This window comes from Kitasatospora sp. NPDC004614 (genome assembly GCF_042873675.1).
In the GTDB taxonomy this organism is placed as follows: domain Bacteria; phylum Actinomycetota; class Actinomycetes; order Streptomycetales; family Streptomycetaceae; genus Kitasatospora.
Window position 1 is genome coordinate 98,610 of sequence record NZ_JBIALR010000013.1, and the last position, 23,034, is coordinate 121,643.

The 23,034-nt window shown below is 73.0% G+C and carries 20 protein-coding genes and 1 riboswitch; of the genes, 9 read left to right on the plus strand and 11 right to left on the minus strand.

The window, feature by feature from the left end; translation table 11 throughout:
- Positions 1-148: 148 nt before the first annotated feature.
- The 4 genes from ACFYST_RS24825 to ACFYST_RS24840 all read left to right on the plus strand — a co-directional run bounded on the left by ACFYST_RS24825 (position 149) and on the right by ACFYST_RS24840 (position 3,925).
- Entirely contained in the window at positions 149-931 is a 783-nt protein-coding gene (locus ACFYST_RS24825; RefSeq protein WP_387637443.1) for a GntR family transcriptional regulator, read from the plus strand.
- 159 nt (positions 932-1,090) lie between these two features.
- Positions 1,091-1,396, plus strand: coding sequence for a DUF3311 domain-containing protein (locus ACFYST_RS24830; RefSeq protein ID WP_387637446.1), 306 nt, complete (start codon positions 1,091-1,093; stop codon positions 1,394-1,396).
- A 20-nt stretch (positions 1,397-1,416) separates the two neighbouring features.
- Positions 1,417-3,012: a monocarboxylate uptake permease MctP gene (gene mctP / locus ACFYST_RS24835; protein WP_387865674.1), complete on the plus strand. Its 1,596-nt coding sequence runs from the start codon at positions 1,417-1,419 to the stop codon at positions 3,010-3,012.
- A gap of 166 nt (positions 3,013-3,178) precedes the next feature.
- Positions 3,179-3,925, plus strand: coding sequence for a histidine phosphatase family protein (locus tag ACFYST_RS24840; RefSeq protein ID WP_387637448.1), 747 nt, complete (start codon positions 3,179-3,181; stop codon positions 3,923-3,925).
- A gap of 7 nt (positions 3,926-3,932) precedes the next feature.
- Here ACFYST_RS24840 and ACFYST_RS24845 read toward each other — a convergent pair whose 3' ends face one another.
- The gene (locus ACFYST_RS24845; protein WP_387637451.1) at positions 3,933-4,916 is read right to left on the minus strand and encodes a helix-turn-helix domain-containing protein; all 984 of its coding nucleotides are present in this window, start codon (positions 4,914-4,916) and stop codon (positions 3,933-3,935) included.
- Between the two features lie 269 nt (positions 4,917-5,185).
- Between ACFYST_RS24845 and ACFYST_RS24850 the strand changes: the two genes are divergently transcribed.
- The 3 genes from ACFYST_RS24850 to ACFYST_RS24860 all read left to right on the plus strand — a co-directional run bounded on the left by ACFYST_RS24850 (position 5,186) and on the right by ACFYST_RS24860 (position 9,557).
- Positions 5,186-5,680 (plus strand): GNAT family N-acetyltransferase, encoded by a 495-nt coding sequence (locus tag ACFYST_RS24850; RefSeq protein WP_387637454.1) that lies wholly within the window; start codon positions 5,186-5,188, stop codon positions 5,678-5,680.
- Positions 5,681-5,800: 120 nt separating this feature from the next.
- Positions 5,801-5,933: riboswitch (cobalamin riboswitch) on the plus strand.
- 172 nt (positions 5,934-6,105) lie between these two features.
- Complete coding sequence (locus tag ACFYST_RS24855; RefSeq protein WP_387865542.1) at positions 6,106-8,538, plus strand: ribonucleoside-diphosphate reductase subunit alpha; 2,433 nt, start codon at positions 6,106-6,108, stop codon at positions 8,536-8,538.
- Positions 8,538-9,557, plus strand: coding sequence for a ribonucleotide-diphosphate reductase subunit beta (locus ACFYST_RS24860; protein WP_387637459.1), 1,020 nt, complete (start codon positions 8,538-8,540; stop codon positions 9,555-9,557). The genes ACFYST_RS24855 and ACFYST_RS24860 overlap by 1 nt, the downstream gene beginning before the upstream one ends.
- 92 nt (positions 9,558-9,649) lie before the next feature.
- Here the strand turns inward: ACFYST_RS24860 and ACFYST_RS24865 are convergent, their stop codons facing one another.
- The 10 genes from ACFYST_RS24865 to ACFYST_RS24910 form a co-directional block, all read right to left on the minus strand.
- The gene (locus tag ACFYST_RS24865; RefSeq protein ID WP_387865545.1) at positions 9,650-11,641 is read right to left on the minus strand and encodes a glycoside hydrolase domain-containing protein; all 1,992 of its coding nucleotides are present in this window, start codon (positions 11,639-11,641) and stop codon (positions 9,650-9,652) included.
- Positions 11,642-11,752: 111 nt separating this feature from the next.
- A complete protein-coding gene (locus tag ACFYST_RS24870) occupies positions 11,753-13,210 on the minus strand; it encodes a glycoside hydrolase domain-containing protein (RefSeq protein ID WP_387865548.1) in 1,458 nt (485 codons plus the stop codon).
- A gap of 203 nt (positions 13,211-13,413) precedes the next feature.
- A complete protein-coding gene (gene def, locus ACFYST_RS24875) occupies positions 13,414-14,037 on the minus strand; it encodes a peptide deformylase (RefSeq protein WP_387637465.1) in 624 nt (207 codons plus the stop codon).
- Between the two features lie 115 nt (positions 14,038-14,152).
- Positions 14,153-15,136, minus strand: coding sequence for a tetratricopeptide repeat protein (locus tag ACFYST_RS24880; RefSeq protein ID WP_387637468.1), 984 nt, complete (start codon positions 15,134-15,136; stop codon positions 14,153-14,155).
- Between the two features lie 107 nt (positions 15,137-15,243).
- Positions 15,244-16,563, minus strand: coding sequence for an HD-GYP domain-containing protein (locus tag ACFYST_RS24885; RefSeq protein ID WP_387865550.1), 1,320 nt, complete (start codon positions 16,561-16,563; stop codon positions 15,244-15,246).
- Positions 16,560-17,954: an HD-GYP domain-containing protein gene (locus ACFYST_RS24890; RefSeq protein WP_387865552.1), complete on the minus strand. Its 1,395-nt coding sequence runs from the start codon at positions 17,952-17,954 to the stop codon at positions 16,560-16,562. The genes ACFYST_RS24885 and ACFYST_RS24890 overlap by 4 nt, the downstream gene beginning before the upstream one ends.
- A gap of 178 nt (positions 17,955-18,132) precedes the next feature.
- Positions 18,133-18,492 carry a mycothiol system anti-sigma-R factor gene (gene rsrA, locus ACFYST_RS24895; protein ID WP_387637477.1) on the minus strand — a complete coding sequence of 120 codons (360 nt, stop codon included), beginning with the start codon at positions 18,490-18,492 and terminating at the stop codon, positions 18,133-18,135.
- Positions 18,489-19,139, minus strand: coding sequence for a sigma-70 family RNA polymerase sigma factor (locus ACFYST_RS24900; RefSeq protein ID WP_387865675.1), 651 nt, complete (start codon positions 19,137-19,139; stop codon positions 18,489-18,491). Before ACFYST_RS24900 ends, rsrA begins: the two co-directional genes overlap by 4 nt.
- Positions 19,140-19,483: 344 nt before the next feature.
- Complete coding sequence (locus ACFYST_RS24905) at positions 19,484-20,104, minus strand: alpha/beta family hydrolase (RefSeq protein WP_387865554.1); 621 nt, start codon at positions 20,102-20,104, stop codon at positions 19,484-19,486.
- A 27-nt stretch (positions 20,105-20,131) separates the two neighbouring features.
- On the minus strand, positions 20,132-20,785 hold the full coding sequence (locus ACFYST_RS24910; RefSeq protein WP_387865678.1) for an SOS response-associated peptidase: 654 nt from the start codon (positions 20,783-20,785) through the stop codon (positions 20,132-20,134).
- 185 nt (positions 20,786-20,970) lie between these two features.
- Here ACFYST_RS24910 and ACFYST_RS24915 point away from each other — a divergent pair, with 185 nt between their 5' ends.
- Together ACFYST_RS24915 and aroA are read left to right on the plus strand one after the other, a co-directional pair.
- A complete protein-coding gene (locus ACFYST_RS24915) occupies positions 20,971-21,675 on the plus strand; it encodes a M50 family metallopeptidase (RefSeq protein ID WP_387865557.1) in 705 nt (234 codons plus the stop codon).
- Between the two features lie 28 nt (positions 21,676-21,703).
- The gene (gene aroA / locus ACFYST_RS24920; RefSeq protein WP_387865558.1) at positions 21,704-23,023 is read left to right on the plus strand and encodes a 3-phosphoshikimate 1-carboxyvinyltransferase; all 1,320 of its coding nucleotides are present in this window, start codon (positions 21,704-21,706) and stop codon (positions 23,021-23,023) included.
- The last annotated feature ends 11 nt before the right edge of the window (positions 23,024-23,034 follow it).

Genomic DNA, 23,034 nt, shown 5'->3' on the forward strand with positions numbered 1-23,034 from the left:
GGACGCCAGTCGCTCCGTTCCGGGCCCGTCGCATGCCGGTTTGCCCGCAGGTGCTCCCGCTTGCTCACCCGTGCGTGCAAACATGTGCTGTTACATAGGACTTAGGGGTCCCTTAAGGACCCGTCTCCAACGAGGAGTGAGAGCTGCCATGAGTGGCGACAGGGATTCGGCGCTCGCCGAGGGCTCCACGGTGCCGATCCAGACCGGCCCTGCCACCACCACGGCCCGGGTACCGAAGTACTACGGCCTGAAGCGGCACCTGCTGCAGCTGACCGAGACCCAGCCGGCCGGCACCCCGGTGCCCCCGGAGCGGGCACTGGCCGCCCAGTTCGACACCTCCCGCACCACCGTCCGGCAGGCACTGCAGGAACTCGTGGTCGAGGGCCGGCTGGAGCGCATCCAGGGCAAGGGCACCTTCGTCGCCAAGCCGAAGGTCGCGCAGGCGCTGCAACTGACCTCCTACACCGAGGACATGCGCGCCCAGGGCATGGAGCCGACCTCCCGCCTGGTCGAGGTCGCGTACATCTCCGCGGACGAGCGGCTCGCCCCGCTGCTGGACATCAAGCCCGGCGGGCGCGTCCTGCGGATCGAGCGCCTCCGGCTCGCGAACGGCGACCCGATGGCGATCGAGGTGGCGCACCTGTCGGCCAAGCGCTTCCCCGCGCTCCGCCGCAACCTCGCCAAGCACAACTCGCTCTACACCGCGCTGCGCGAGGTCTACGGGGTGACGGTCGCCGAGGCCGAGGAGACCATCGAGACCACCCTCGCCAACCCGCGCGAGGCCGGCCTGCTCGGCTCCGACCTGGGCCTGCCGATGCTCCAGCTGTCCCGGCACTCCTTCGACGCGGACGGCGCGCCGGTGGAGTGGGTGCGGTCGATCTACCGCGGGGACCGGTACAAGTTCACGACCAGGCTGCAGCGGCCCGCATAGGCGCGGCGTAACACGAAGTTGACAGGGTAGTGACACAAGTCACTCCCCTGCCCTACTCTCGCGGAGACCTTTCGATCACCGAAGGTGCTGCCCGGCGGACGTACAGCAATGTGCGGTGCGGTGCCAGTGAGGTGACTCCTCGTCATCCGGGAGCCGCTCGTGTCGTCTCAAACGCCATCCGCGGGCGCACTGCCCGCGGTTTCCCCCGCCCGGGTGCTGGCCGGCCTGTGCCTGCTGGTGCCGATCGTGGTGGTGCTGTGGGTGCCGTCGTACAGCAAGACCGACCCGGCGCTCGGCGGTATGCCGTTCTTCTACTGGTACCAGCTGATGTGGGTGCCGCTGTCGGCGGTGTTCACCACCTCCGCGTACCTGCTGCTGCGCCGTGACGAGGCGGCCCGCAAGGCCGCCGCCTCGGCCGGGCCGCTCCCCGTGCCCGCCCAGCCGGACGGGGGTGAGCAGCTGTGAAGCACGTGGACTGGACCGCGATGACGGTCTTCCTGCTGTTCTTCGCCGCGGTCACCGTGATGGGCTTCCTGGCCGCGCGCTGGCGCCGGGCGGACAACGCGGAGCACCTGCACGAGTGGGGTCTGGGCGGCCGCAGTTTCGGCACCTGGATCACCTGGTTCCTGCTGGGCGGCGACCTGTACACCGCGTACACGTTCATCGCGGTGCCGGCCCTGGTCTACAGCGCGGGCGCGGCGGGCTTCTTCGCGGTGCCGTACACGATCATCGCGTACCCGCTGGTGTTCCTGATCCTGCCCCGGCTGTGGTCGGTGTCGCGGGTGCACGGCTATGTGACGCCGGCGGACTTCGTGCGCGGACGGTACGGGTCGCGCGGGCTGTCGGCGGCGGTGGCGCTGACCGGCATCCTGGCGACCATGCCGTACGTGGCGCTGCAGCTGGTGGGCATCCAGGCCGTACTGGACGTGCTGGGCGTGGGCGGCACCGGGAACTGGTTCCTGAAGGACCTGCCGCTGTTCCTGGCGTTCGGCGTGCTGGCGGCGTACACGTACTCGTCGGGCCTGCGGGCGCCGGCGCTGATCGCCTTCGTCAAGGACACCCTGGTGTACGTGGTGATCCTGGTCGCGGTGATCTACATTCCGATGCGGCTGGGCGGCTACGGGCACATCTTCGACGCGGCGGCGCACAAGTTCCAGCCCGATCCGGTGACCGGCAAGGCCCCGGGGTCGATGCTCGTCGGGCCGGCCGGGCAGTGGTCGTACGCGACGCTGGCGTTCGGGTCGGCGCTGGCGCTGTTCATGTACCCGCACTCGGTGACGGGCGTGCTGGCGGCGAAGTCCCGCAACACGGTGCGCCGCAACATGGCGATCCTGCCGACGTACTCGCTGATGCTGGGTCTGCTGGCGCTGCTGGGCTTCATGGCGATCGCCGCGGGGGTGAGCAAGGGCGACAAGCACTTCAACGCCCAGCTGGCCGTTCCGCAGCTGTTCGCGGACATGTTCCCGAGCTGGTTCACCGGGGTGGCGTTCGCGGCGATCGGGGTGGGCGCGCTGGTGCCCGCCGCGATCATGTCGATCGCGGCGGCGAACCTGTTCACCCGCAACGTCTACAAGGAGTTCCTGAAGCCGGACGCGACGCCGGCCGACGAGACCCGGGTGGCGAAGATCGCCTCGCTGCTGGTGAAGGTCGGCGCGCTGGCGTTCGTGCTGGTGATGGACAAGCAGGCGGCGATCAACATGCAGCTGCTGGGCGGCGTGTGGATCCTGCAGACCGCCGTGGCGCTGGTGGCGGGCCTGTTCACCCGGTGGTTCCACCGCTGGGCGCTGCTGGCGGGCTGGGCGACCGGCATGATCTACGGCACCTGGCGGGCGTACGGGGTGTCCTCGCCGGCCACCAAGCACTTCGGCGGGTCGGCCGCGAAGATCCCGGTGATCGGCGAGATCGGCTACATCGGCCTGACCGGGTTCGTGCTGAACCTGCTCGTCGCGGTGGTGCTGACGCTGGTGCTGCGGGCCCTGAAGGCCCCGGAGGGCGTCGACGAGACCTCGAAGGCCGACTACTCCGCGGAGGCCGGTGACGAGGCTGTGGAGCGTGCCCCGCAGCCCACGCTGGCGCACTGACGCGTGCGGGGGCGCAACCCGCCCCCGTTTGCGCCCTTGGGTCGCGCCGTTGCCTCGATCGACACTGGGGTGACGGCGCGATCATCTGTTATGACCGCCCTTTTCGGGAGAGACACGGGAGAGACGAGCACCACCGAGGCAGCACCGACAACGGGGAGCCACCGCCATGACCGACCTCACCACGGTACGCAACGGGCACCGCACCCAGGCCGACGGCGGACGGCGGCTGCCGTCGGTCCTGATCGCCACCCGGCACGGCGAGTCCACCGCCAACGTGGAGTTCCGGCACGCGGACTCCACCGGTGCCCTGACCGTCCCGATCACTTGCCGCGACGCCGACATCCCGCTCTCCCTGCGCGGCCAGGCCCAGGCCCAGGACCTGGGCCGCTGGTGGGCCGCCCTGCCGCCCGCCGACCGCCCCCGCTCGGTGTGGTGCTCCCCGTACGTGCGCACCGCGGAGACCGCGAGAATCGCCCTCGCCCAGGCGTCCGGGCTGGGCGCCGTCCCGGTGGGCCTGCCGATCCGCTACGACGAGCGGCTGCGCGACCGCGAGCTGGGCGTGCTGGAGATGCTCACCAAGGCCGCCATCGAACGCGACCACCCCGCCGAGGCGGAGCGCCGACGGCGGATGGGCGAGCTGTACTACCGGCCGCCCGGCGGCGAGTCCTGGCTGGACGTGGCGCTGCGGGTGCGCGGCCTGCTGCGCGACCTGAACGAGGAGGAGGCCGGCCGGCCGGTGCTGCTGGTCGCCCACGACTGCACGGTGCTGATGCTGCGTCACGTGCTGGACCGGCTGGGCGAGGAGGAGCTGCTGGCGCTGCCGCCGGTGGGCAACTGCTCGACCAGCCTGTGGCGGGCCCGCGAGGGCCGGCTGCGGCCGTCCGGCTGGAACCAGACCTCGCACCTGTCCTGAGCGGCCGTCAGGCGGGCTGCCGCTCGGCAGCCCGCCCGAGGCCGCCGGGCCCGCCGAAGGCCCGCCGGTAGGCCTGCGGGGTGGTGCCGAGGCGGCGGCCGAAGTGGTGCCGCAGGGTGGCGGCGTTACCGAAGCCGCAGCGGGCGGCGACCGCGTCCACGCTCTCGTCGGTGGACTCCAGCAGGCGCTGCGCGAACAGCACCCGCTGGCCGGTCAGCCAGCGGTGCGGAGTGGTGCCGGTCTCCTGCTGGAAGCGCCGGGCGAAGGTGCGCGGGGACATGTGGGCGTGCCGGGCGAGGTCGTCCACGCTGGTCTCCCGGTCGAGGCGGTGGCGCATCCACTCCAGCGTCCCGGCCAGTGACTCGCCGTCGCCCTCGGGCAGCGGGCGGGTGACGAACTGCGCCTGCCCGCCGTCGCGGTGCGGGGCGACCACCATCCGGCGGGCGATCTCCCGGGCCACCTCGGCGCCCTGCACCTTGCGCACCAGGTGCAGGCAGGCGTCGATGCCGGCGGCGGTGCCGGCCGAGGTGATCACCGGGTCGTCGTCCACGTACAGCACGTCGGGTTCGACGGTGGTCAGCGGGAAGCGCTCGGCCAGCACGTCGGCGTACCGCCAGTGGGTGGTGCTGCGGCGGCCGTCGAGCAGGCCGGCGGCGCCGAGCAGGAAGCTGCCGGAGCAGATCGACAGCGTATGGGCGCCGCGCGCGTGGGCGGCCCGCAGGGCCTCGCAGAGCGCCTCGGGGTAGTGGTCGCGGATGCCGGTGGCGGTGGCGATCACCAGGTCCGCCTCGGCGAGCCGCTCCGGGCCGTACGGCACGTGGACGTCGAAGCCGGCGTGGGTGCGCATCGGGCCGGGCCGGTCGCCGACCAGGCCGAACTCGTACACCGGCAGGCCGGTGTCGCTGCGGTCCAGGCCGAACACCTCGCAGGCCACGCCCAGTTCGAAGGGGTGGATCTCCTCCAGCACGATCACCGCGACGTTCCTCAGCATCCGTCCAGCATGGCAGTGGCAGGATTTCGTGGCAATGCTGCGTTCCTGCCACTCGTGACGGGGTGCCGCGGCGCGGAGAGTGGGGCCATGACCTCCGCGCTCGCCCTGCTGGGCCTCATCGGCAGCTTCGGACTCCTCGGCGTTCTGGTCGGCCGCGACCTGAACCGCAACGGCCGCCCGGGCCGGCCCGAACGGCACCGCCCGACCGGCTACCCCTTCGACCCGGACCTGGCCGACCCGCGCCGGACGCGGTCCGGCACACTGTCCGGATGCACTCCCCGATCGTCCGCCGCGCCCTCGACCACGACCTCGCCGGAGCCGGGGAGGTCAGCATCGAAGCCTTCGTCGGCGACGGCCACACCGACCCCGCGTCCGGCTACGTCGAACTGCTGAGGGACACCGCACGCCGCAACCGGGAGGCCGAGCTGCTGGTCGCCGTCGACGGCGACGGGACGGTCCTCGGCTGCGTGACGTTCGCCGCAGGCGGCACCCCCTGGGCGGACGTCGCGCTCCCGGACGAGGGCGAGATCCGGATGCTGGCGGTCGGCGCGGCCGCCCGCGGGCGCGGCGTCGGACGGGCGCTGGTCCGCGCGGCGATGGACCGCAGCCGGGAACTCGGACTGGCCGGGATGGCGTTCTCCACCCGGCCGGAGATGACCGCGGCGCACCGGATCTACGATGCTCTGGGCTTCCTCCGCACCCCCGGACGGGACTGGGAGGCGGCCCCGGGCGTGGACCTGATGGTCTACACGATGCGGTTCTGAGGCGGTTCTGCGGCGGTTCTGCGGCCGTTCCGAGGCGGCTCCGGCGCGGTTTCCGTTGTCTACGCGCGGCACCTCCAACGCGACACGCGCTACTACATCTGGTGCCGCCAGCTCCAGCCGCCACAACATGTATGCTCGACCTCGCTGTCGAAGCAGGGGAACCCGGTGCGAATCCGGGACTGCCCCGCAACGGTGAGCGGGCTGTAGCAACGCCCGCGCAGTCCGAGGACCTGACCGACGGTGTGCGACACGGCATCCCCGCAGACGCCATGCAGCACTGTTTTGCCGTCCGGCCTCGCGGGCGGGCCGGGGGTGGGTCTTTCGCGCGCCGATCGAGCGTTTTCGGCGTGCCGTCCTCCCCTGCCGCACGCGCGCCACCGGACACCTTGAGCCACGTCCGCCGCCGCCACAGGAGAGAGTGCGCCTTGACCGTCGCCGCCTCAGTCACCCTGCCGTCCCAGGCTTCCGCCGACGCCTTCACCGACCCCGGTGCGGCACTGCTTCGGCTGCTCACCGACCGCAGCACCGACCTCCCCCAGGTGGACCCCGGCCACGTCGCCGCCGCCGCGCTGCGCGGCCGCCACGCCGGCTCGGACTTCGCCGAGCTGCGCGGGCTGGCCGTGGAGGCCGCCGCGTCGATGATCGCCGAGGACCCGCAGTACTCGAAGCTGGCCGCCCGCCTGCTGGCGATGGAGATCGCCGACGAGGCCGCCACCCAGGGCGTCACCTCGTTCTCCGCCTCGATCGCCGTCGGCCACGCCGAGGGCCTGATCGGCGACGCGACCGCCGAGTTCGTCGCCGCCCACACCGCGCTGTTCGACTCGCTGATCGACGCCGCCGGCGACGACCGCTTCGAGTACTTCGGCCTGCGCACCGTGCAGTCCCGCTACCTGCTGCGCCACCCGATCACCCGCAAGGTGGTCGAGACCCCGCAGCACTTCCTGCTGCGCGTGGCGGCGGGCCTGGCGGTCGGCAACTCCGAGCAGTCGGTGCTGGAGGTGGCCGAGCTCTACAAGCTGATGAGCCGCCTGGAGTACCTGACCAGCTCCCCGACGCTGTTCAACTCCGGCACCCGGCACCCGCAGATGTCCTCCTGCTACCTGCTGGACTCGCCGCTGGACAACCTGGACTCGATCTACAACCGCTACGCGCAGATCGCCCGGCTGTCCAAGCACGCCGGCGGCATCGGCCTGTCCTACTCCCGGATCCGCTCCCGCGGCTCGCTGATCCGCGGCACCAACGGCAAGTCGAACGGCATCGTCCCGTTCCTGCGCACCCTGGACTCCTCCGTGGCGGCGGTCAACCAGGGCGGACGGCGCAAGGGCGCGGCCTGCGTGTACCTGGAGACCTGGCACGCCGACATCGAGGAGTTCCTGGAGCTCCGCGACAACACCGGCGAAGAGGCCCGCCGCACCCACAACCTGAACCTGGCGCACTGGATCCCGGACGAGTTCATGCGCCGCGTGAACGCCAACGAGGACTGGTCGCTGTTCTCCCCGGCGGACGTCCCCGAGCTGGTCGACCTGTGGGGCGCCGACTTCGACGAGGCCTACCGCAAGGCCGAGCTGGCCGGCAAGGCCGTCCGCACCATCCCGGCGCAGACCCTGTACGCCCGGATGATGCGCACCCTGGCGCAGACCGGCAACGGCTGGATGACCTTCAAGGACGCCTCCAACCGCGCCGCCAACCAGACCGCGCTGCCGGGCCGCACGGTGCACTCCTCGAACCTGTGCACCGAGATCCTGGAGGTCACCGACGACTCCGAGACCGCAGTCTGCAACCTGGGCTCGGTCAACCTGGGCGCGCACGTCGCCCCAGGCGCCTCGGCGGACGACCTGATCAACGCGATGGACTGGGACCGCCTGGACGCCACCGTGCGCACCGCGGTCACCTTCCTCGACCGCGTGATCGACATCAACTTCTACCCGACCACCGAGGCCGGGACGTCCAACTCCCGCTGGCGCCCGGTCGGCCTGGGCGTGATGGGCCTGCAGGACGTCTTCTTCAAGCTCCGGCTGGACTTCGACTCCGCCGAGGCGAAGGCGCTCTCCACGCTGATCTCCGAGCGCATCATGCTCACCGCGTACGAGCGCTCCGCGGACCTGGCCGAGCAGTTCGGCCGCCACGAGGCGTACGGCGAGACCCGCGCGGCCCGCGGCCAGCTGCACATCGACCATTTCTTTAAAGACCAGCACAGCGGTGGTGCCACCCCGCAGTGGACCGAGCGCTGGGACGCGCTGCGCGCCCGGATCGCCGAGACCGGTCTGCGCAACTCGCTGCTGCTGGCGATCGCCCCGACCGCGACCATCGCGTCCATCGCCGGCGTCTACGAGTGCATCGAGCCGCAGGTGTCCAACCTGTTCAAGCGCGAGACGCTGTCCGGCGAGTTCCTCCAGGTCAACCCGTACCTGGTGCGCGAACTGAAGGAGCTCGGCGTCTGGGACCAGCAGACCCGGGACGAGCTGCGCGAGGCCAACGGCTCCGTGCAGGACTTCAAGTGGCTGCCGGAGAACGTCCGTTCGCTGTACCGCACCGCGTGGGAGCTGCCGCAGCGCGCGCTGATCGACCTGGCCGCCGCCCGGCAGCCGTACATCGACCAGAGCCAGTCGCTGAACCTGTTCATGGCGGCGCCGACCATCGGCAAGCTGTCCTCGATGTACGCGTACGCCTGGAAGGTCGGTCTGAAGACCACCTACTACCTGCGCTCCCGCCCCGCGACCCGGATCGCCCAGGCCGCGTCGGGCGCCGCCCGCACCGCCGCGCCCGTGCCGGTGCAGACCCCGACCCTCAGCCAGGCCGAGCAGGACGCCATCGCCTGCTCCCTGGAGAACCCCGAGTCCTGCGAGGCGTGCCAGTAATGAGCTCCGAAGACCAGAAGAAGATGCTGCTCGACCCGGGCTTCGAGCTGACGCTGCGTCCGATGCGCTACCCGTCGTTCTACGACCGGTACCGGGACGCGATCAAGAACACCTGGACCGTCGAGGAGGTGGACCTGCACTCCGACGTCGCCGACCTCGCCAAGCTCTCCGAGGGCGAGCGGCACATGATCGGCCGGCTGGTCGCGTTCTTCGCCACCGGTGACTCGATCGTCTCGAACAACGTGGTGCTGAGCCTCTACAAGCACATCAACTCGCCGGAGGCGCGGCTCTACCTGTCGCGGCAGCTGTTCGAGGAGGCCGTGCACGTCCAGTTCTACTTGACGCTGCTGGACACCTACCTGCCCGACCCGGAGGACCGCAACGCGGCCTTCGCCGCGGTGGAGAACATCCCCTCCATCGCGCAGAAGGCGCAGTTCTGCTTCAAGTACATGAACGCGGTCGACCACATCGACTCGCTGCAGAGCAAGGACGACCGGCGGGCCTTCCTGCTGAACCTGATCTGCTTCGCGGCGTGCGTCGAGGGCCTGTTCTTCTACGGCGCGTTCGCCTACGTGTACTGGTTCCGCAGCCGCGGCCTGCTGCACGGCCTGGCGACCGGCACCAACTGGGTGTTCCGCGACGAGTCGATGCACATGGACTTCGCGTTCTCGGTGGTCGACACCGTCCGCGAGGAGGAGCCCGACCTCTTCGACGACGAGATGGCCAAGCAGGTCACCGAGATGCTGGAGGAGGCCGTCGAGGCCGAGCTCCAGTTCGCCCAGGACCTGTGCGGTGACGGCCTGCCCGGCATGAACACCGCCTCGATGCGCCAGTACCTGGAGGCCGTCGCCGACCAGCGCCTGGCCCGCCTCGGCCTGCCGATCCGCTACGGCTCGACCAACCCGTTCGGGTTCATGGAGCTGCAGAACGTCCAGGAGCTGACCAACTTCTTCGAGCGCCGGGTCTCCGCGTACCAGGTCGCCGTCGAGGGCTCGGTCTCCTTCGACGACGACTTCTAGGCCGGAACCGGGCCGCACCCCGTACACGGCCGAGGGCCGCACCCCGTTTCCACGGGGTGCGGCCCTCGGCCGTTCTCAGAAACCTCGGCGGGTCAGCCGCGGCCCGAGGTGCCGCTGGCCCAGACCGCGCCGCCGGCGCTCGGGCTGCCGTTCTGGGTGTAGACCACGAAGTTGGCGTCGTCCTGGAGCAGGGCGTACGCCCCGGTGTTGCCGTAGGAGTTGGTGCTCCACAGGGCGGCGGTGGTGCTGCCCGCCTTGTAGATCACCATGTTGCCGTCGGGCTGCATGGAGAGGTACGCGCCGGCGTTGCCCCAGGTGTTGGTGGACCAGATCGCGGCGTTGTCGCTGCGGCGGTACATCACCAGGTTGCCGTCGTCCTGCATGACCAGCCGGACGGTCGCCGACTGGGTCCACTGGTTGCTGTACAGGCGCTGCCCGGAGCCGATCTTCGGCGCGAACGCCGAGGTGCCGGTGGCCCACAGCGCGCCGCCGGCGCCCGAACCGCCGCCGCGGCGGTAGACCACCACGTTGCCGTCGTCCTGCACGGTGGCGTACGCGCCAGCGCTCGAGGTGCCGGTGGCCCACAGGGCGCCGTCGTTGCCGGGGCCGCCGTTGCTGCGGTAGACGACCAGGTTGCCGTCGTCCTGCATGACGGCGTACGCGCCGGCGTTGCTGTAGGTGTTGCTGCTCCACAGCGGGCGGCCGCCGCCGACGTTCAGGTTGGCGACCAGGTTGCCGTCGGTCTGCATGGTCAGGGTGACCGCGTTGCTGCTGATGCTCTGGCCGGGGGCGAGGCGCTGGCCGGGCTGCAGGGAGTTGCCGGAGGCGGGCGAGGTGACGTCCAGGTAGTTGGCGTCGATGCCCAAGGCGATGCCGCCGTACGTCTCGGTGACGTCGCCGGCGTACTGGTGGGCGCGGCGGCCGGGCATCCACTGGCCGGGGGTGGTCAGGCCCATGCCGGCGTCGGTCACGTCGTGGTGCGAGTTCCAGGCGGCGGCCCACAGCACGTCGGGCTCCGGGTAGGAGCTGTCGGTGTAGCGGGCGGCGAGGTCCTTGACGCCGCTGGAGGCGCTGGCGTAGACGCCGGAGCGGTAGCCCTTGTTGTGCAGCTGCGCCGTCCAGCCGGCCAGGAAGGAGACCACCCGGTCGCGGTAGACGCTGGAGTCGTAGTTCTCCATGTCGTTGTAGAGCACCGCGCCGGGCTGGAAGCCGAGGCCGTTGGCCTTGGCGATCGCGTCGTCGGCGGCGTCGGAGCCCTGCTGGCGGGCGACGGCCACATCGGGGTCGACGAGCAGGTTGCCGCGGGCGGCCTGGCGGCCGACGTAGATCGGCAGGAAGCCCCAGCCCTCGGCGTTCCGGGCGTCCACCCAGCTCTTCACCGGCGAGGCGCAGGCCTGCGAGGGCCCGCCGATGTACACGCCGACGGCCCGGTACGGGGAGTTCGCGGCCCAGGTCGACATGGTGGTGTCGGACGGCGCGGCGCAGCGGTCGAAGGCGTACCCGGCGACGTCGGTGCGCGGGGCGGTGCCGGCCAGGGCGGGCTTGGCGGTGGACGGCGCGGCGGTCGCGCGGGCCCCGGCGTCGACGCTCGCGGTCTCCAGGATCTGCCGGACCCGGTCGGCCGAGGTGGCGTAACTGGCCGTCACCTGCAGCCCGCTGGTGCCGAGCTTGGCCTGGATCTGGTGGCCGGCCTCGGCCTCCTTCAGCACGCCCGCCGCGACCGGCTGCCCGGGCACCACGGTGCCCTGGACGCGTCCGCTCTCCACCGGCTGGATCAGCAGGCCGTCGGCGTGGCCGGGCGCGAGGTGCGCCGGGCAGTTCTGGTCCCCGCTCGGGGTGCCCAGGTAGACGGCGCTGACGTCGAGCCGGACGCAGGTGCCGGGCGCGGCGGCGAGGTCGACGACCGGCCAGTCGGCGGGCACCTGGGCGTGGAAACCCTGGTAGTCGATCCGCTTGGTGGCCTGCCCGCCGGTGCCCGCCCCCGCGCCCGCCGTGTCCGCAGCCCACGCGTTGGGGACGGCCGTGGCCAGTCCCGAGACGGCGAGCACGACGGCCGCGGCCCGTGCTGCTGTACGACGCTTCATGTGGTTCCCACCCCTGAGTCGTATCCGACCTGATGTGACGTCAGGGACTGTAGTGGATGGAGGTGACCACTCGTCCAGGCCCTTTGTCCGCCCTCGGGCGGGCGGCCCTGCTCAGTGCGGGGAGAATCCCCAGGTGGCGGTGGCCCACACGGCGCCTCCGGTCTCCGGGCCGCCTCCGCGCCGGTACAGCACGAAGTTGCCGTCGTCCTGCAGCGTCGCGAATGCCCCCGGGCAGTTCCAGGTGCCGGTGGCCCACAGCGCGCCGCCCACCCCGGGGCCGCCGTCGGGGGCGTAGAGCACCAGGTTGCCGTCGTCCTGCTGCACGGCGTACGCGCCCGGGTGGCCGCCGGTGCCGGCCGACCACAGCAGCCGGCCGTCGCCGCGCATCCGGACGGTGAGGTCGCCGTCGTCCTGCATGGTCAGTTCCACCTCGTCGTTGCCGGCGCTGCGTCCGGCGGCGAGCCGCTCGCCGGGGCGCAGCCGGCCGTCGTCGCCGGCGGGTGAGGTGACGTCCAGGTAGCTGGCGTCGATGCCCATGCTGACGCCGCCGTACTCCTCGGTGGTGTCGCCCAGGTACTGGTGGGCGCGCCGGCCGCCGGTGAACCGGCCTTCGTCGGGCAGGCCCATGCCGTCGTCGGTGACGTCGTGGTGGGAGTTCCAGGCGGCGGCCCAGAGGACGTCGGGCTCCGGGTAGGAGTCGTCGTCCCAGCGTCCGGCGAGGTCCCGCACGCCGCTGGCGGCGCCGGTGTAGACGCCGGAGCGGTAGCCGTGGGCGTGCAGCTGGTCGGTCCAGCCGGCCAGGTAGGCGAGGACGCGGTCGCGGTAGACGGAGGACTCGTAGTTCTCCATGTCGCTGTAGAGGACCGCGCCGGGCTGGAAGCCCAGTCCTTCGGCCTTCTGCACGGCGTCGTCGGCGGCGTCGGAGCCCTGTTGGCGGGCGGTTTCCTGGTCGGCGTCGACCAGCAGGCGGCCGCGGGCGGCCTGGTGGCCGACGTAGATCGGCAGGAAGCCCCAGCCTTCGGTGGCCCGGGCGTCCACCCAGTCGCGGTCGGGTGAGGCGCAGGCCTGCGAGGGCCCGCCGATGTACACCCCGACGGCGCGGTAGGGGGAGGACTCCGCCCAGGTCTGCATCGCGCTGTCCGGTGGTGCGGAGCAGCGGTCGAAGGCGTAGCCGACGACGTCGGTGCGCGGGCCGTCGTCCTCGTCGCCGTCGCGGGCGTTGTCCGGGGCGCCGTTCTGGCTGTCGGTCGCCGCGGGGGCCTGATGGGGGGCGACGGCGTCCTGCGCCGGCCGCGGCGGGGACGGGGGGACGGGCGCGGGGCGGGCGGGTTCGGTCAGCAGCCCGTGGGCCGGGCCCGGCACCGGTGGTGTGCGGCAGTCCTGGTCCCCGTCCGGCGCCGCCGGGTCGACCGCGCTGACGTCCTGGCGCAGGCAGCCATGGGGGGCGGGTGCCAGGTCCAGCAGCGGCGGGGGCCGGTCGGCGGGTGGCCGGACCGGTACTCCCTCATAGGCAAAACGTTTCTGCTGACCGGCCCCGGCCGACCAGCCCCCGCCGGTCCCCGCCACCACCAGTAAGACCATTCCGGCGTGTGCCGCCGTCCGCCGCAGCCTGCCCATCGGCCAGCCTCTCGTCCGAGTTCCGTCGCGTCTGGTCGCGGACACTAGCCGCCGCTTCCGCGCCACTCCGGCCCGACACACCTGCCCGAACCCGGACATACCGGAAGGGGGGCCGCGCCGGTGGGCGCGACCCCCCTTCCGGAGGCGGGAGTACGTCAGGCGTTCGGCACGGTGGCGTACTTGGGGGTGCCCTCGGCCATCTGCCGCAGGGCGTCCTTGCGGTCGCGCTTGGAGAGCCGGTCGATGTACAGGTAGCCGTACAGGTGGTCGGTCTCGTGCTGGAGGCAGCGGGCGAAGAAGCCGGTGCCCTCGACCCGGACCGGGTTGCCGTGCTTGTCCTGGCCGTTGACGGCGGCGTAGCCGGGGCGGGCGAGCTCCTGGTACGCGGTGGGCACCGACAGGCAGCCCTCCTGGCCGTCGTCGAGGCTGCGGCGGCCGGCCGGGAGCTCCTCCAGCACCGGGTTGACGACGTGTCCGATGTGGCGGACACCCTCGTCGTCGGGGCAGTCGTAGACGAAGACCTTCAGGTCGACGCCGATCTGGTTGGCGGCCAGGCCGACGCCCTCGGCGGCGTACATCGACTGGAACATGTCGTCGATGAGCGCGGCGAGGTCGTCGTCGAAGGCGGTGACGGTCTGCGTCTCGCGGTGCAGCACCGGGTTGCCGACCACGGTGATCGGGCGGGCGGTGCCCTTGTTCGGGTCGGGCAGCTCGCCGACCAGCCGGACCTCGGTCTCCTGCTGCTCGTCGTCGTGCTCGTGGTCGTGGTGCTCGGCCATCGCTTGCTTCCGCTCCGTCCGCGTCCGGCTGGTGTACCGGTCCAGAGTACGGGGCGCGGTGGCGCGTGGGGGTACCTCCCAGCCCCCCTTGGGGCTGGGGGCGGTCAGCAGCGGATCAGCACACCTCTTCGAGGTCCCGGTAGGCGCGGGTGGCCGGGGAGGCGGCGGCCCAGCGCTCCAGCAGGGTGCGGACCAGCCCGGCGGGCGCGGCGATGCCGCATTCGCGTTCGATCTGCCAGGGGCCGCCGGCCGAACCCTGGCTGAGGTGGCTGAGGTGGCCGGGGTGCAGCGGGTCGCCGTCGTCGTGCGGGTCGTGGTGCGCGGTGTGGCCGTCGTCGATGGCCATCCGGGACTCTGAGCAGGTACGGCACAGCAGTCGCACCGAGGACGTCCAGTCCTCGGCGGCGTACCCGGCGTCGGCGACGGTCTTCTCCAGCGCGTCCCGGTCGGCGGCGGTGGCGGCCTGCAGCAGCACCACCCAGGTCGGCACCGGGGACGGCGCCCACAGCTCGATCTCGTCGAACACCGGGTAGGCGACGCCGTCGGCGACCCGCTCGCCGTGCGGGGAGCCGTCGTGCAGCACCACCTCGCCCCAGCGGCGGCCGGAGGACGGCAGCGGGATGGACAGCACCTCGATCCGCGCCGGGTCGAGCCGGCGGCCCCACACCACCTCCGACTCGCCGTCCGGGGACAGCCGCACCGGCGTGGTGCCGAGGTCGAGCTCGATCGGCCCGTCCGTGCCCGGCCCGCCGGGCAGCCGCAGCCCGTACGCCTGCCAGGCGCGACGGGCCAGCGGCCAGTCCTGCAGGGCGGTGGCGGTGATGCCGAGGTTCCACCAGTCCGGGGCGCCGTGCTGGCGGTCCAGCAGCGCGACCGCGCGCAGGCCGGCGCTGCGGGCCTGCTCCCAGTCGCGGCGGAACTTGTGCAGCAGGGCCAGGTTGAACCAGGAGTCGGAGAGCGACGGCTCCAGGTCGGCCGCCATCACCAGCAGCGCCCCGGCGTCCTCGTACCGGCCGTCGCCGATCAGCGTGAACGCACGGTCGGTGGTCTGCCGCCAGGTCGCCGACGGACGGTGCCGTGCGCGGTGGAAGATCCTCACGTTGGTCCCTTGCCGTCGGTCGTCACCGGGTCGCCCCGCCTCCGGGTCTTCCCGCCACGACCGCATCCAACCACGCCCGCCGTGGGCGGCGCGCCCCGCGCGGCCATTCAGGCCGCGAACCGGCAGCGGGCCGCGCGGTGGCCGCGGCGGCCGAGCCGGGCGAGCGCGTCCAGCACCACCGGGTCGTAGCCGCGGCCGCCGTCCAGCCTCAGGTGCTCGAGCGGATCGAGGACGCCGGCCCGGGGGCGGTCGCCGGCGGCGGTGCGCAGGTCGTCGTGCGCGTTGGCGACCCGGATGATCCGGGAGGCCAGCGGCAGGGTGGGGTCGTGCCGGCCGTCGTCGAGCCGGCACGGGTCGGCGAGCCGGGCGACCTGCTGCCACACCTGCTTGGGCACGCCGGTGCGCCGGATCACCTCGCTGCCGAGCCGGGCGATCCGCTGCTGCTCGTCGTCGGCCAGCAGCGCGGTCGCCCCGCCGGGCACCGGCTCGACCAGCGACAGCTGACCAATGTCGTGCATCAGCGCGGCATATTCCAGCAGTGTCAACTCGCGGCTCCCGAGCCCCAGTTCGCGCCCCAGCGCGCACGCGGTGTCGGCCACCCGGCGGGCGTGCCCGGGGGTGGTGTAGCCGGCGATCTCGGTGGCCCGGGCGAGCGTCTCGATGGTCTGCCCGGTGGTGGCCCGCACCTCGACGGCCCGCCGGAACGAGGCCTGCGCGAGCAGCAGCGGCACGCAGAATACCGGCAGCGCCCACAGCCCGGCCTCGCCCGCCAGCAGGCTGAGCAGCAGCCCGGTGGCGACCTGCGCGGAACCGATGCCGAGCAGCGCGTGCAGCTGGTCGTCGAGCGCGGCGCTGTACCGCAGCCCGGTGCGGGCCCGCTGCTGCCCGGCGGCCAGCACCGCGTCGCCGAGCGCGGCCAGCGCGGCGACGGCCGCCAGCAGCGCCCCGTACGCGGGGCCGGGCAGCCGGTCGGTGGCGCCGGACTCGTACAGCGGCTGGAACAGCAGCGCCGCGAAGGAGACAGTGACCACCCGGCGGGCGGCGGCGTCCAGTCCGCCCAGCGGGCCGCGCGGCCGGCGGCGGACGGCGGCCAGCGCGGCCCGGCCCGCGAGCTGCGCGGCGAGGCCCGCAGCGGTGCCGACCGCGGTGACGGCGGCGGTCTGCGACACCCCGTGCCCGGTGGGCAGTCCGTGCAGCGGCCCGAGCAGCGCGTACGCGAGGGCGACGGCGGTGGCCACCGGCGCGGGTTCGCGGTCGCCGGGCAGCGCGGGCCCGGCGCACTGGCCGAGCGCGATCAGGGCGGTGAACGCCAGCGCCACCTCGGGCTGGCTGGTGCCGACGGCGAGCGCGTGCACCAGCGCGCAGCCGCCGAGCGCGGCGGCCACGCCGTGCAGCAGGTCGGCCGGCCCCGGCCGCCGGAGGGTCACGTCGCCCCGCCGGCGGGCTGGCCCTGCCCGGACTGCTGGGGCATCCGGGCCGGTTCGGGCACGCCGAGCGGAATGTCCGGCACCTCGCCGTCCCAGCCGCCGGGCGGCGGCGGTTCGGGCTGCCAGCCGTGTTCGGCGACGGCCTCGACCAGGGCCCGCACCATCACCGGGTCGAACTGGCTGCCCGCGCACCGCTCCAGTTCGGTGACGGCCTCCTGGACGGGGCGGCCGCGCCGGTAGGAACGGGTGGAGGTCATCGAGTCGAAGGCGTCGGCGACCGAGATGATCCGGGCGAACTCGGGGATCCGGTCCCCCGCCAGGCCGTGCGGGTAGCCCCGGCCGTCGATCCGCTCGTGGTGGTGCAGGATGCCGTCCCGCCCCTCGCCGAGGAAGTCCAGCTGCCGCACCAGCTCGTGCCCGAACACCGGGTGCACCTCGACGGCGCGCCGCTCCGCGACCGTCAACGGCCCGTTGCGGCGCAGCAGTTCGGTGGCCACCGCGAGCTTGCCGACGTCGTGCAGGGTGCCGGCGAAGTGCAGGGTGCGGATCCGGTCCTCGGCGAGGCCCAGCTGGCGGGCGATCAGCACCGAGGCCCGGCCGACCCGTTCGCTGTGGCCGCGGGTGTAGGCGTCCTTGATCTCCACCGCCTGCACCAGCGCCTGCACGGTGGCCCGGTGCGCGGACCGCTCGCGGTGGCCCTGCGCGGACAGCCAGGCGGTGATGGTCAGCGGCAGCAGCCCGAGCACCGCGGCGAACGCCCCGTACGGGCCCTGCCACAGCACCGCGACCATCAGCCCGCCCGCGCCGTGCAGCAGCGCCGCGGGCGCCGCCCGGCGCAGCTTGCGGATCACGCCGTGGCCGGCCGAGCCGCAGGTCAGCCGCACCATGGCGGCCACCAGCGCCCCGTTGACCAGGCAGAACGTCAGGATCGCGGCGAGCGCGCCAAACGCCGCACCGGGGAAGCGGGTGCCCAGCAGCAGCCGGGAGCCGCCGAGCAGCCGGAACACCTCGGCGGAGATCGCCGAGGCCAGCGCCAGCTGGGCGGCGTTCCACACCCGGCGCAGGTTGCGCGGCTGCTGGGCCGGGCCGAGCAGCGCCCCGGGCAGCGCGACCAGGGCGGCGGCGGCGGGCGGCAGCATCAGCACGCCGGCGAACAGCACCGGGAAGAAGCCGCTGCCGCGCGGGTCCGCCGCGGGCTCCGGCCCGGACCGGCCGCGCAGCCACCGCCACACCCGGGCGCATGGGGTGCGCGCGCCCTGCGCGAGCGACTCCAGGCACAGGTGCAGCAGGGCAAGCAGCCCGATCCGGGGCCAGTCGAGCGTCGGCCAGGACGCCCACAGCGGCAGCAGCGCGGCCGTCGCCGCAGTCAGCACGGCGGCCAGATAGGCCACGGCCCGCCCCGGCAGGGCGATGCGCTCGCGTTCGCTGGCGATCTCGGCCTCCCCAGCCCGTACCGGGCCCTCCGACGTGAGGACTCGTCAGAGAATAGGGCCCGGCCACCCGGACGGGACGCACGATCGCGGATTGCCGCAGCCGGAGCAGCGACAGCTCACCCGATCGAGTGAGTAATCACTCCGCGGTGGCGACGGCGGAGCCGTGACCGGTCGCACCCTCGACCGTCATCTCCATGCTGACCGAGCTCACCTCGACCACCGAACCGCCGCCCGGGCCCTGGCCCTGCCGGATCGAGTCGATCCGGGCCAGCACCTTCGCCCGGAGGTCGGTGGGAGTGTCGTCGCAGCCGCACGAGCGCTTGATCAGCGCCTTGATGGCCTGCTCGAGCCCGTACTTCTCCAGGCACGGCGAGCACTCGTCGAAGTGCACCCGCAGCTTGGCGCAGTCACCCTCGGGCATCTCGTTGTCGAGAAATTCGTAGAGGTGGTCGAGCACCTCTCCGCACTCGGTCTCGTGCGGATCGCCGCAGCTCATGAGCCAGCGCCCTTCGCTTCGTGCCCTGCACCGGTACCGGCCGGGACCAGCCCCCGCTCGCGGGCGTAATCCTCAAGCATGCCGCGCAGTTGGCGGCGACCACGGTGCAGTCGGGACATCACCGTACCGATGGGTGTACCCATGATGTCCGCGATCTCCTTGTACGCAAAGCCCTCGACGTCCGCGAGATACACCGCGATCCGGAATTCCTCCGGAATGGCCTGCAGGGCGTCCTTCACATCGCTGTCCGGCAGGTGGTCGAGCGCCTGCGCCTCGGCGGAGCGGAGCCCCGTCGACATGTGCGACTCGGCGCGCGCCAGCTGCCAGTCCTCGATCTCCTCGGCCGCGGTGCGCTGGGGTTCGCGCTGCTTCTTGCGGTACGAGTTGATGAACGTATTGGTGAGGATGCGGTACAGCCAGGCCTTGAGGTTGGTGCCCTCACGGAACTGGTGGAACGACGCGTACGCCTTGGCGAACGCCTCCTGGAGCAGATCCTCCGCGTCGGCCGGGTTGCGGGTCATCCGCAGCGCCGCCGAGTACATCGGATCCAGGAAACCGAGGGCGTCCCGCTCGAAACGCTCGCGCCTGGCCTCCTCGCTCTCGCTCTCGGACACCCTGAAGGTGTCCTCGCCGATCACCTCGGCCAGTTCGTCGCCGGTGAGCTGTTCGCCCTCCGGACGGCCCTGGTCGGTGCTCGAAGCACCCGACGCGGCCGCGTCATCGGTCCCGACGACCGGACCCACCTCCTCGATCAGCTGAACACGGCCCACCACGGGCCGATCCGCAAGCGAGGATATCGGGCTGACCGTCTTCTCGCTCGCGGCAACCCACTGCGACCAGTCCGGCACGAGCGAAGCCTCAGCCGCCCGCTCATCGGGCCGTTCGCGGCACGCGATCGAAACCATGGACGCTGCCTTTCCACCGGGGCATGTTCTGACGACTCGTGCAACCGCCCGCGGCGACGAGACATTCCCGGGCTCCGGACAGGGATTCAGAGCCAGCCGGCGACCGCGTCAGCGATGAGCGCCAGCGCCTCGTCCTGGCCCAGGGGCGCCTTCTTGGGGACCTTGAACCCGTGCGAGGCGTACGGCACTTCGACCAGGCGGTGGGTGTCCGGCAGGTCCGGGAACTCCTCCGGGGTGCCGAAGGTGTCCGCGCCGCCCTGCACCACCAGGGTCGGCAGGCCGGTGTCGAGCAGTTCCTCGGCGCGGCTCTTCTCCGGCTTGCCCGGCGGGTGCAGCGGGAAGGCGAGGGCCAGCACACCCGCCGCGCCGAGGCCGGCGGCGGTGCGGCAGGCGACCCGGGCGCCGGCGCTGCGGCCGCCCGCGAACACCGGCAGGCCCGCCCCGGCCGCGGCGGCGTACTGCGCGGGCCAGCCGGCGTCGAGCGTCTTGGGGGCGGGCGCGAGCTTGCGGCCGGCCACCCGCCAGGGCTGCTCGGCGAGCACCACGGTGATCCCCGCGGCGGGGAGGGCCGCGGCGATCGCCTGCAGGTCGGGCGCCTCGATGCCGCCACCGGCGCCGTGGCCGAGCAGCAGGACGGCGCGCGGGGCGTCGGCCCGGAACCAGTGGAGCCGGGCGTCGCCGGTGGGGGTCTCGATGATCTGCGGCATGGCGCCGAGCGTATAGAGGAGAACGTCTCAGAACAGGGTGGTGAGGTCGTCCTCGGTGAGTCGCCTGGTCAGGCCGGGGTGGTTGTTGCGGATCGAGCCGACCCCGTCGGGCACCGGGTGGATGCGCAGGTCTCCGGGCGGGGGCGGGGTGAGGTCGGCGCTCTCGGCGTGGGGGTCGAGCCAGGCGTCCCAGCGGTCGGGGCCGAGGTACAGCGGCATCCGCTCGTGGACGGGGGCGAGCAGCGGCTCGGCGGCGGTGGTGACGACGGTGCAGGTGACCAGCCAGGCGTCCGGGTGGTCGGCGGGGACGCCACGGTTGCGCCAGAACTCGTACAGGCCGGCCAGTGCCAGCGGGGCGCCGTCGGCGCGGGAGACGAAGTAGGGGCGGCGGGGCGGCCGGGAGACGTCGCCGGTCGGCGCGGTCTGCCACTCGTAGTACCCGTCGACGGGTATCAGGCAGCGCCGCGAGGCGAACGCCTGCCGGTAGGCCGGCTTCTCGTGGACGGTCTCCGCCCGGGCGTTGATCATCTTCACCGCGGTGTCCGGGCTGCTCGCCCAGGCCGGCACCAACCCCCAGCGCAGCACCCGCAGTTGACGGACCGGCCGGCCCCCGCCGCGCGGCGCCCGGTCCAGTACGACGAAGGCGGACGCGGTGGGCGCGACGTTCCAGCTGGGGGCCAGTGTCTCGGTGGGATCTCACTGCCGGACCCCGAAGTGCCGGACCAGTTCGGCGGGGTCGGTGGAGGAGGCGAAGCGGCCGCACATGCCGTTCAGCTTGCCAGCCCGGCAGAACCGGCGGCTACCGGCCGCCCGTCCTTCCGTGAAACGCTGCCCGCCCGAACGACGGTGATCGGAGGCCCACCGGAATGGACTTCGCACAACTGTGGGACCGGATGACGGCCGTGCAGCCCGACCCGCCGCACTGGCTGGCGTGGGCCGCCGCGGCGGCGGCGCTGCTGGCGGTGGCGGTGCGCCCGGTGTGGCGGCTGAGCCGCACCGTGGTGACCATCGCGCACGAGGGCGGGCACGGGGTGATGGCGCTGCTGACCCGCCGCCGGCTCTCCGGGATCCGGCTGCACTCGGACACCTCCGGGCTGACGGTCTCCTCGGGCCGGCCGACCGGGCCGGGCATGGTGCTGACCGCCGCGGCCGGCTACCCGGCGCCGTCGCTGCTCGGCCTGGGCGGGGCGGCGCTGCTGGAGACGGGCCGGATCACCGCGCTGCTGTGGATCGGCATCGCGCTGCTGGCGGCGATGCTGCTCACCCTGCGCAACCTGTTCGGGGTGCTGGCGGTGCTGGCCACCGGCGGCGCGTTCGTCGCGGTGTCCTGGTACGGGGACGCCGAGTGGCAGGGCGCGTTCGCCCACCTGGGCGTGTGGTTCCTCCTGCTGGCGGGGGCGCGTCCGCTGGTCGAGCTGTTCTCCACCCGGCGCCGCGGCGAGGCGACCGGCTCGGACGCCGACCAGCTGGCCCGGCTGACGGGCGTGCCGGCGACGGCCTGGGTGGCGCTGTTCCTGGTGGTGGCGCTGGCCTGCCTGGGGCTCGGGGCGGCCTGGCTGCTGCCCCGGTAGCCGGGCGCGGCCTCATAGACTGGGCGGTATGACCGACTCCCTGTGGCCCGCTCCCGTCGCCACCGCCGCCGTGGACGCGACTGTGACGATCCCCGGCTCGAAGTCCGCGACCAACCGCGCGCTGGTGCTGGCCGCCCTCGCCGACGGCCCGGGCTGGGTGCGCCGCCCGCTGCGCAGCCGCGACTCGCAGCTGATGGCGGACGGCCTGCGGGCGCTGGGCGTGACGGTCGAGGAGACGGTGAACGCGGCGTCCGGCGGCACCGGCGGCGGCGAGGCCTGGCGGGTCATCCCGGCCGAGCGCCTGCGCGGCCCGGCGCAGGTGGACGTCGGCAACGCCGGCACCGTGATGCGCTTCCTGCCGCCGCTGGCCACCCTCGCGGACGGCCCGGTGCACTTCGACGGCGACCCGCGCAGCCACGAGCGCCCGCAGCACGGCGTGATCGACGCGCTGCGCACCCTCGGCGCCCGGATCGACGACGGCGGGCGCGGCGGCTTCCCGCTGACCGTGCACGGCACGGGCGCGCTGGACGGCGGCCCGGTGGAGGTGGACGCCTCGTCCTCCTCGCAGTTCATCTCGGCGCTGCTGCTGTCCGGCGCCCGCTTCAACAACGGCGTGGAGATCCGCAACGTGGGCGCCACGGTGCCCTCGCTGCCGCACATCCGGATGACCGTCGACATGATCCGCAAGGCCGGCGGCCAGGTCGACGCCCCCGAGGACGGCGGCGAGAAGGACATCTGGCGGGTCACCCCGGGCGCACTGCTCGGCCGCGACCTGGTGGTCGAGCCGGACCTGTCCAACGCGGCCCCGTTCTTCGCCGCGGCGCTCGCCACCGGCGGCCGGGTCGTCGTCCGGGACTGGCCCAAGCACACGTACCAGCCCGGCGACCAGCTCCGCGAGATCTACACCGCGATGGGCGGATCCTGCCAATTCACCGATGAAGGGCTGGAGTTCACCGGCACCGGCAAGATCCACGGCATCGAGGTGGACCTGCACGACGTCGGCGAGCTGACCCCGGTGATCGCCGCCGTCGCGGCCCTCGCCGACTCCGAGTCCCACCTGTACGGCATCTCCCACCTGCGGCTGCACGAGACCGACCGGCTCGCCGCGCTCGCCAAGGAGATCAACGACCTGGGCGGCGACGTCTCGGAGACCGAGGACGGCCTGCGGATCCGCCCCCGCCCGCTGCACGGCGGTGTCTTCCACACCTACGAGGACCACCGGCTGGCCACCGCCGCCGCCGTCCTCGGCCTGGTGGTGAACGGCGTCCTGGTGGAGAACGTGGCGACCACGGCGAAGACCCTGCCGGACTTCCCGCAGATGTGGGCCGACCTCCTCGGCCAGGGCTGACGGGGGATCAC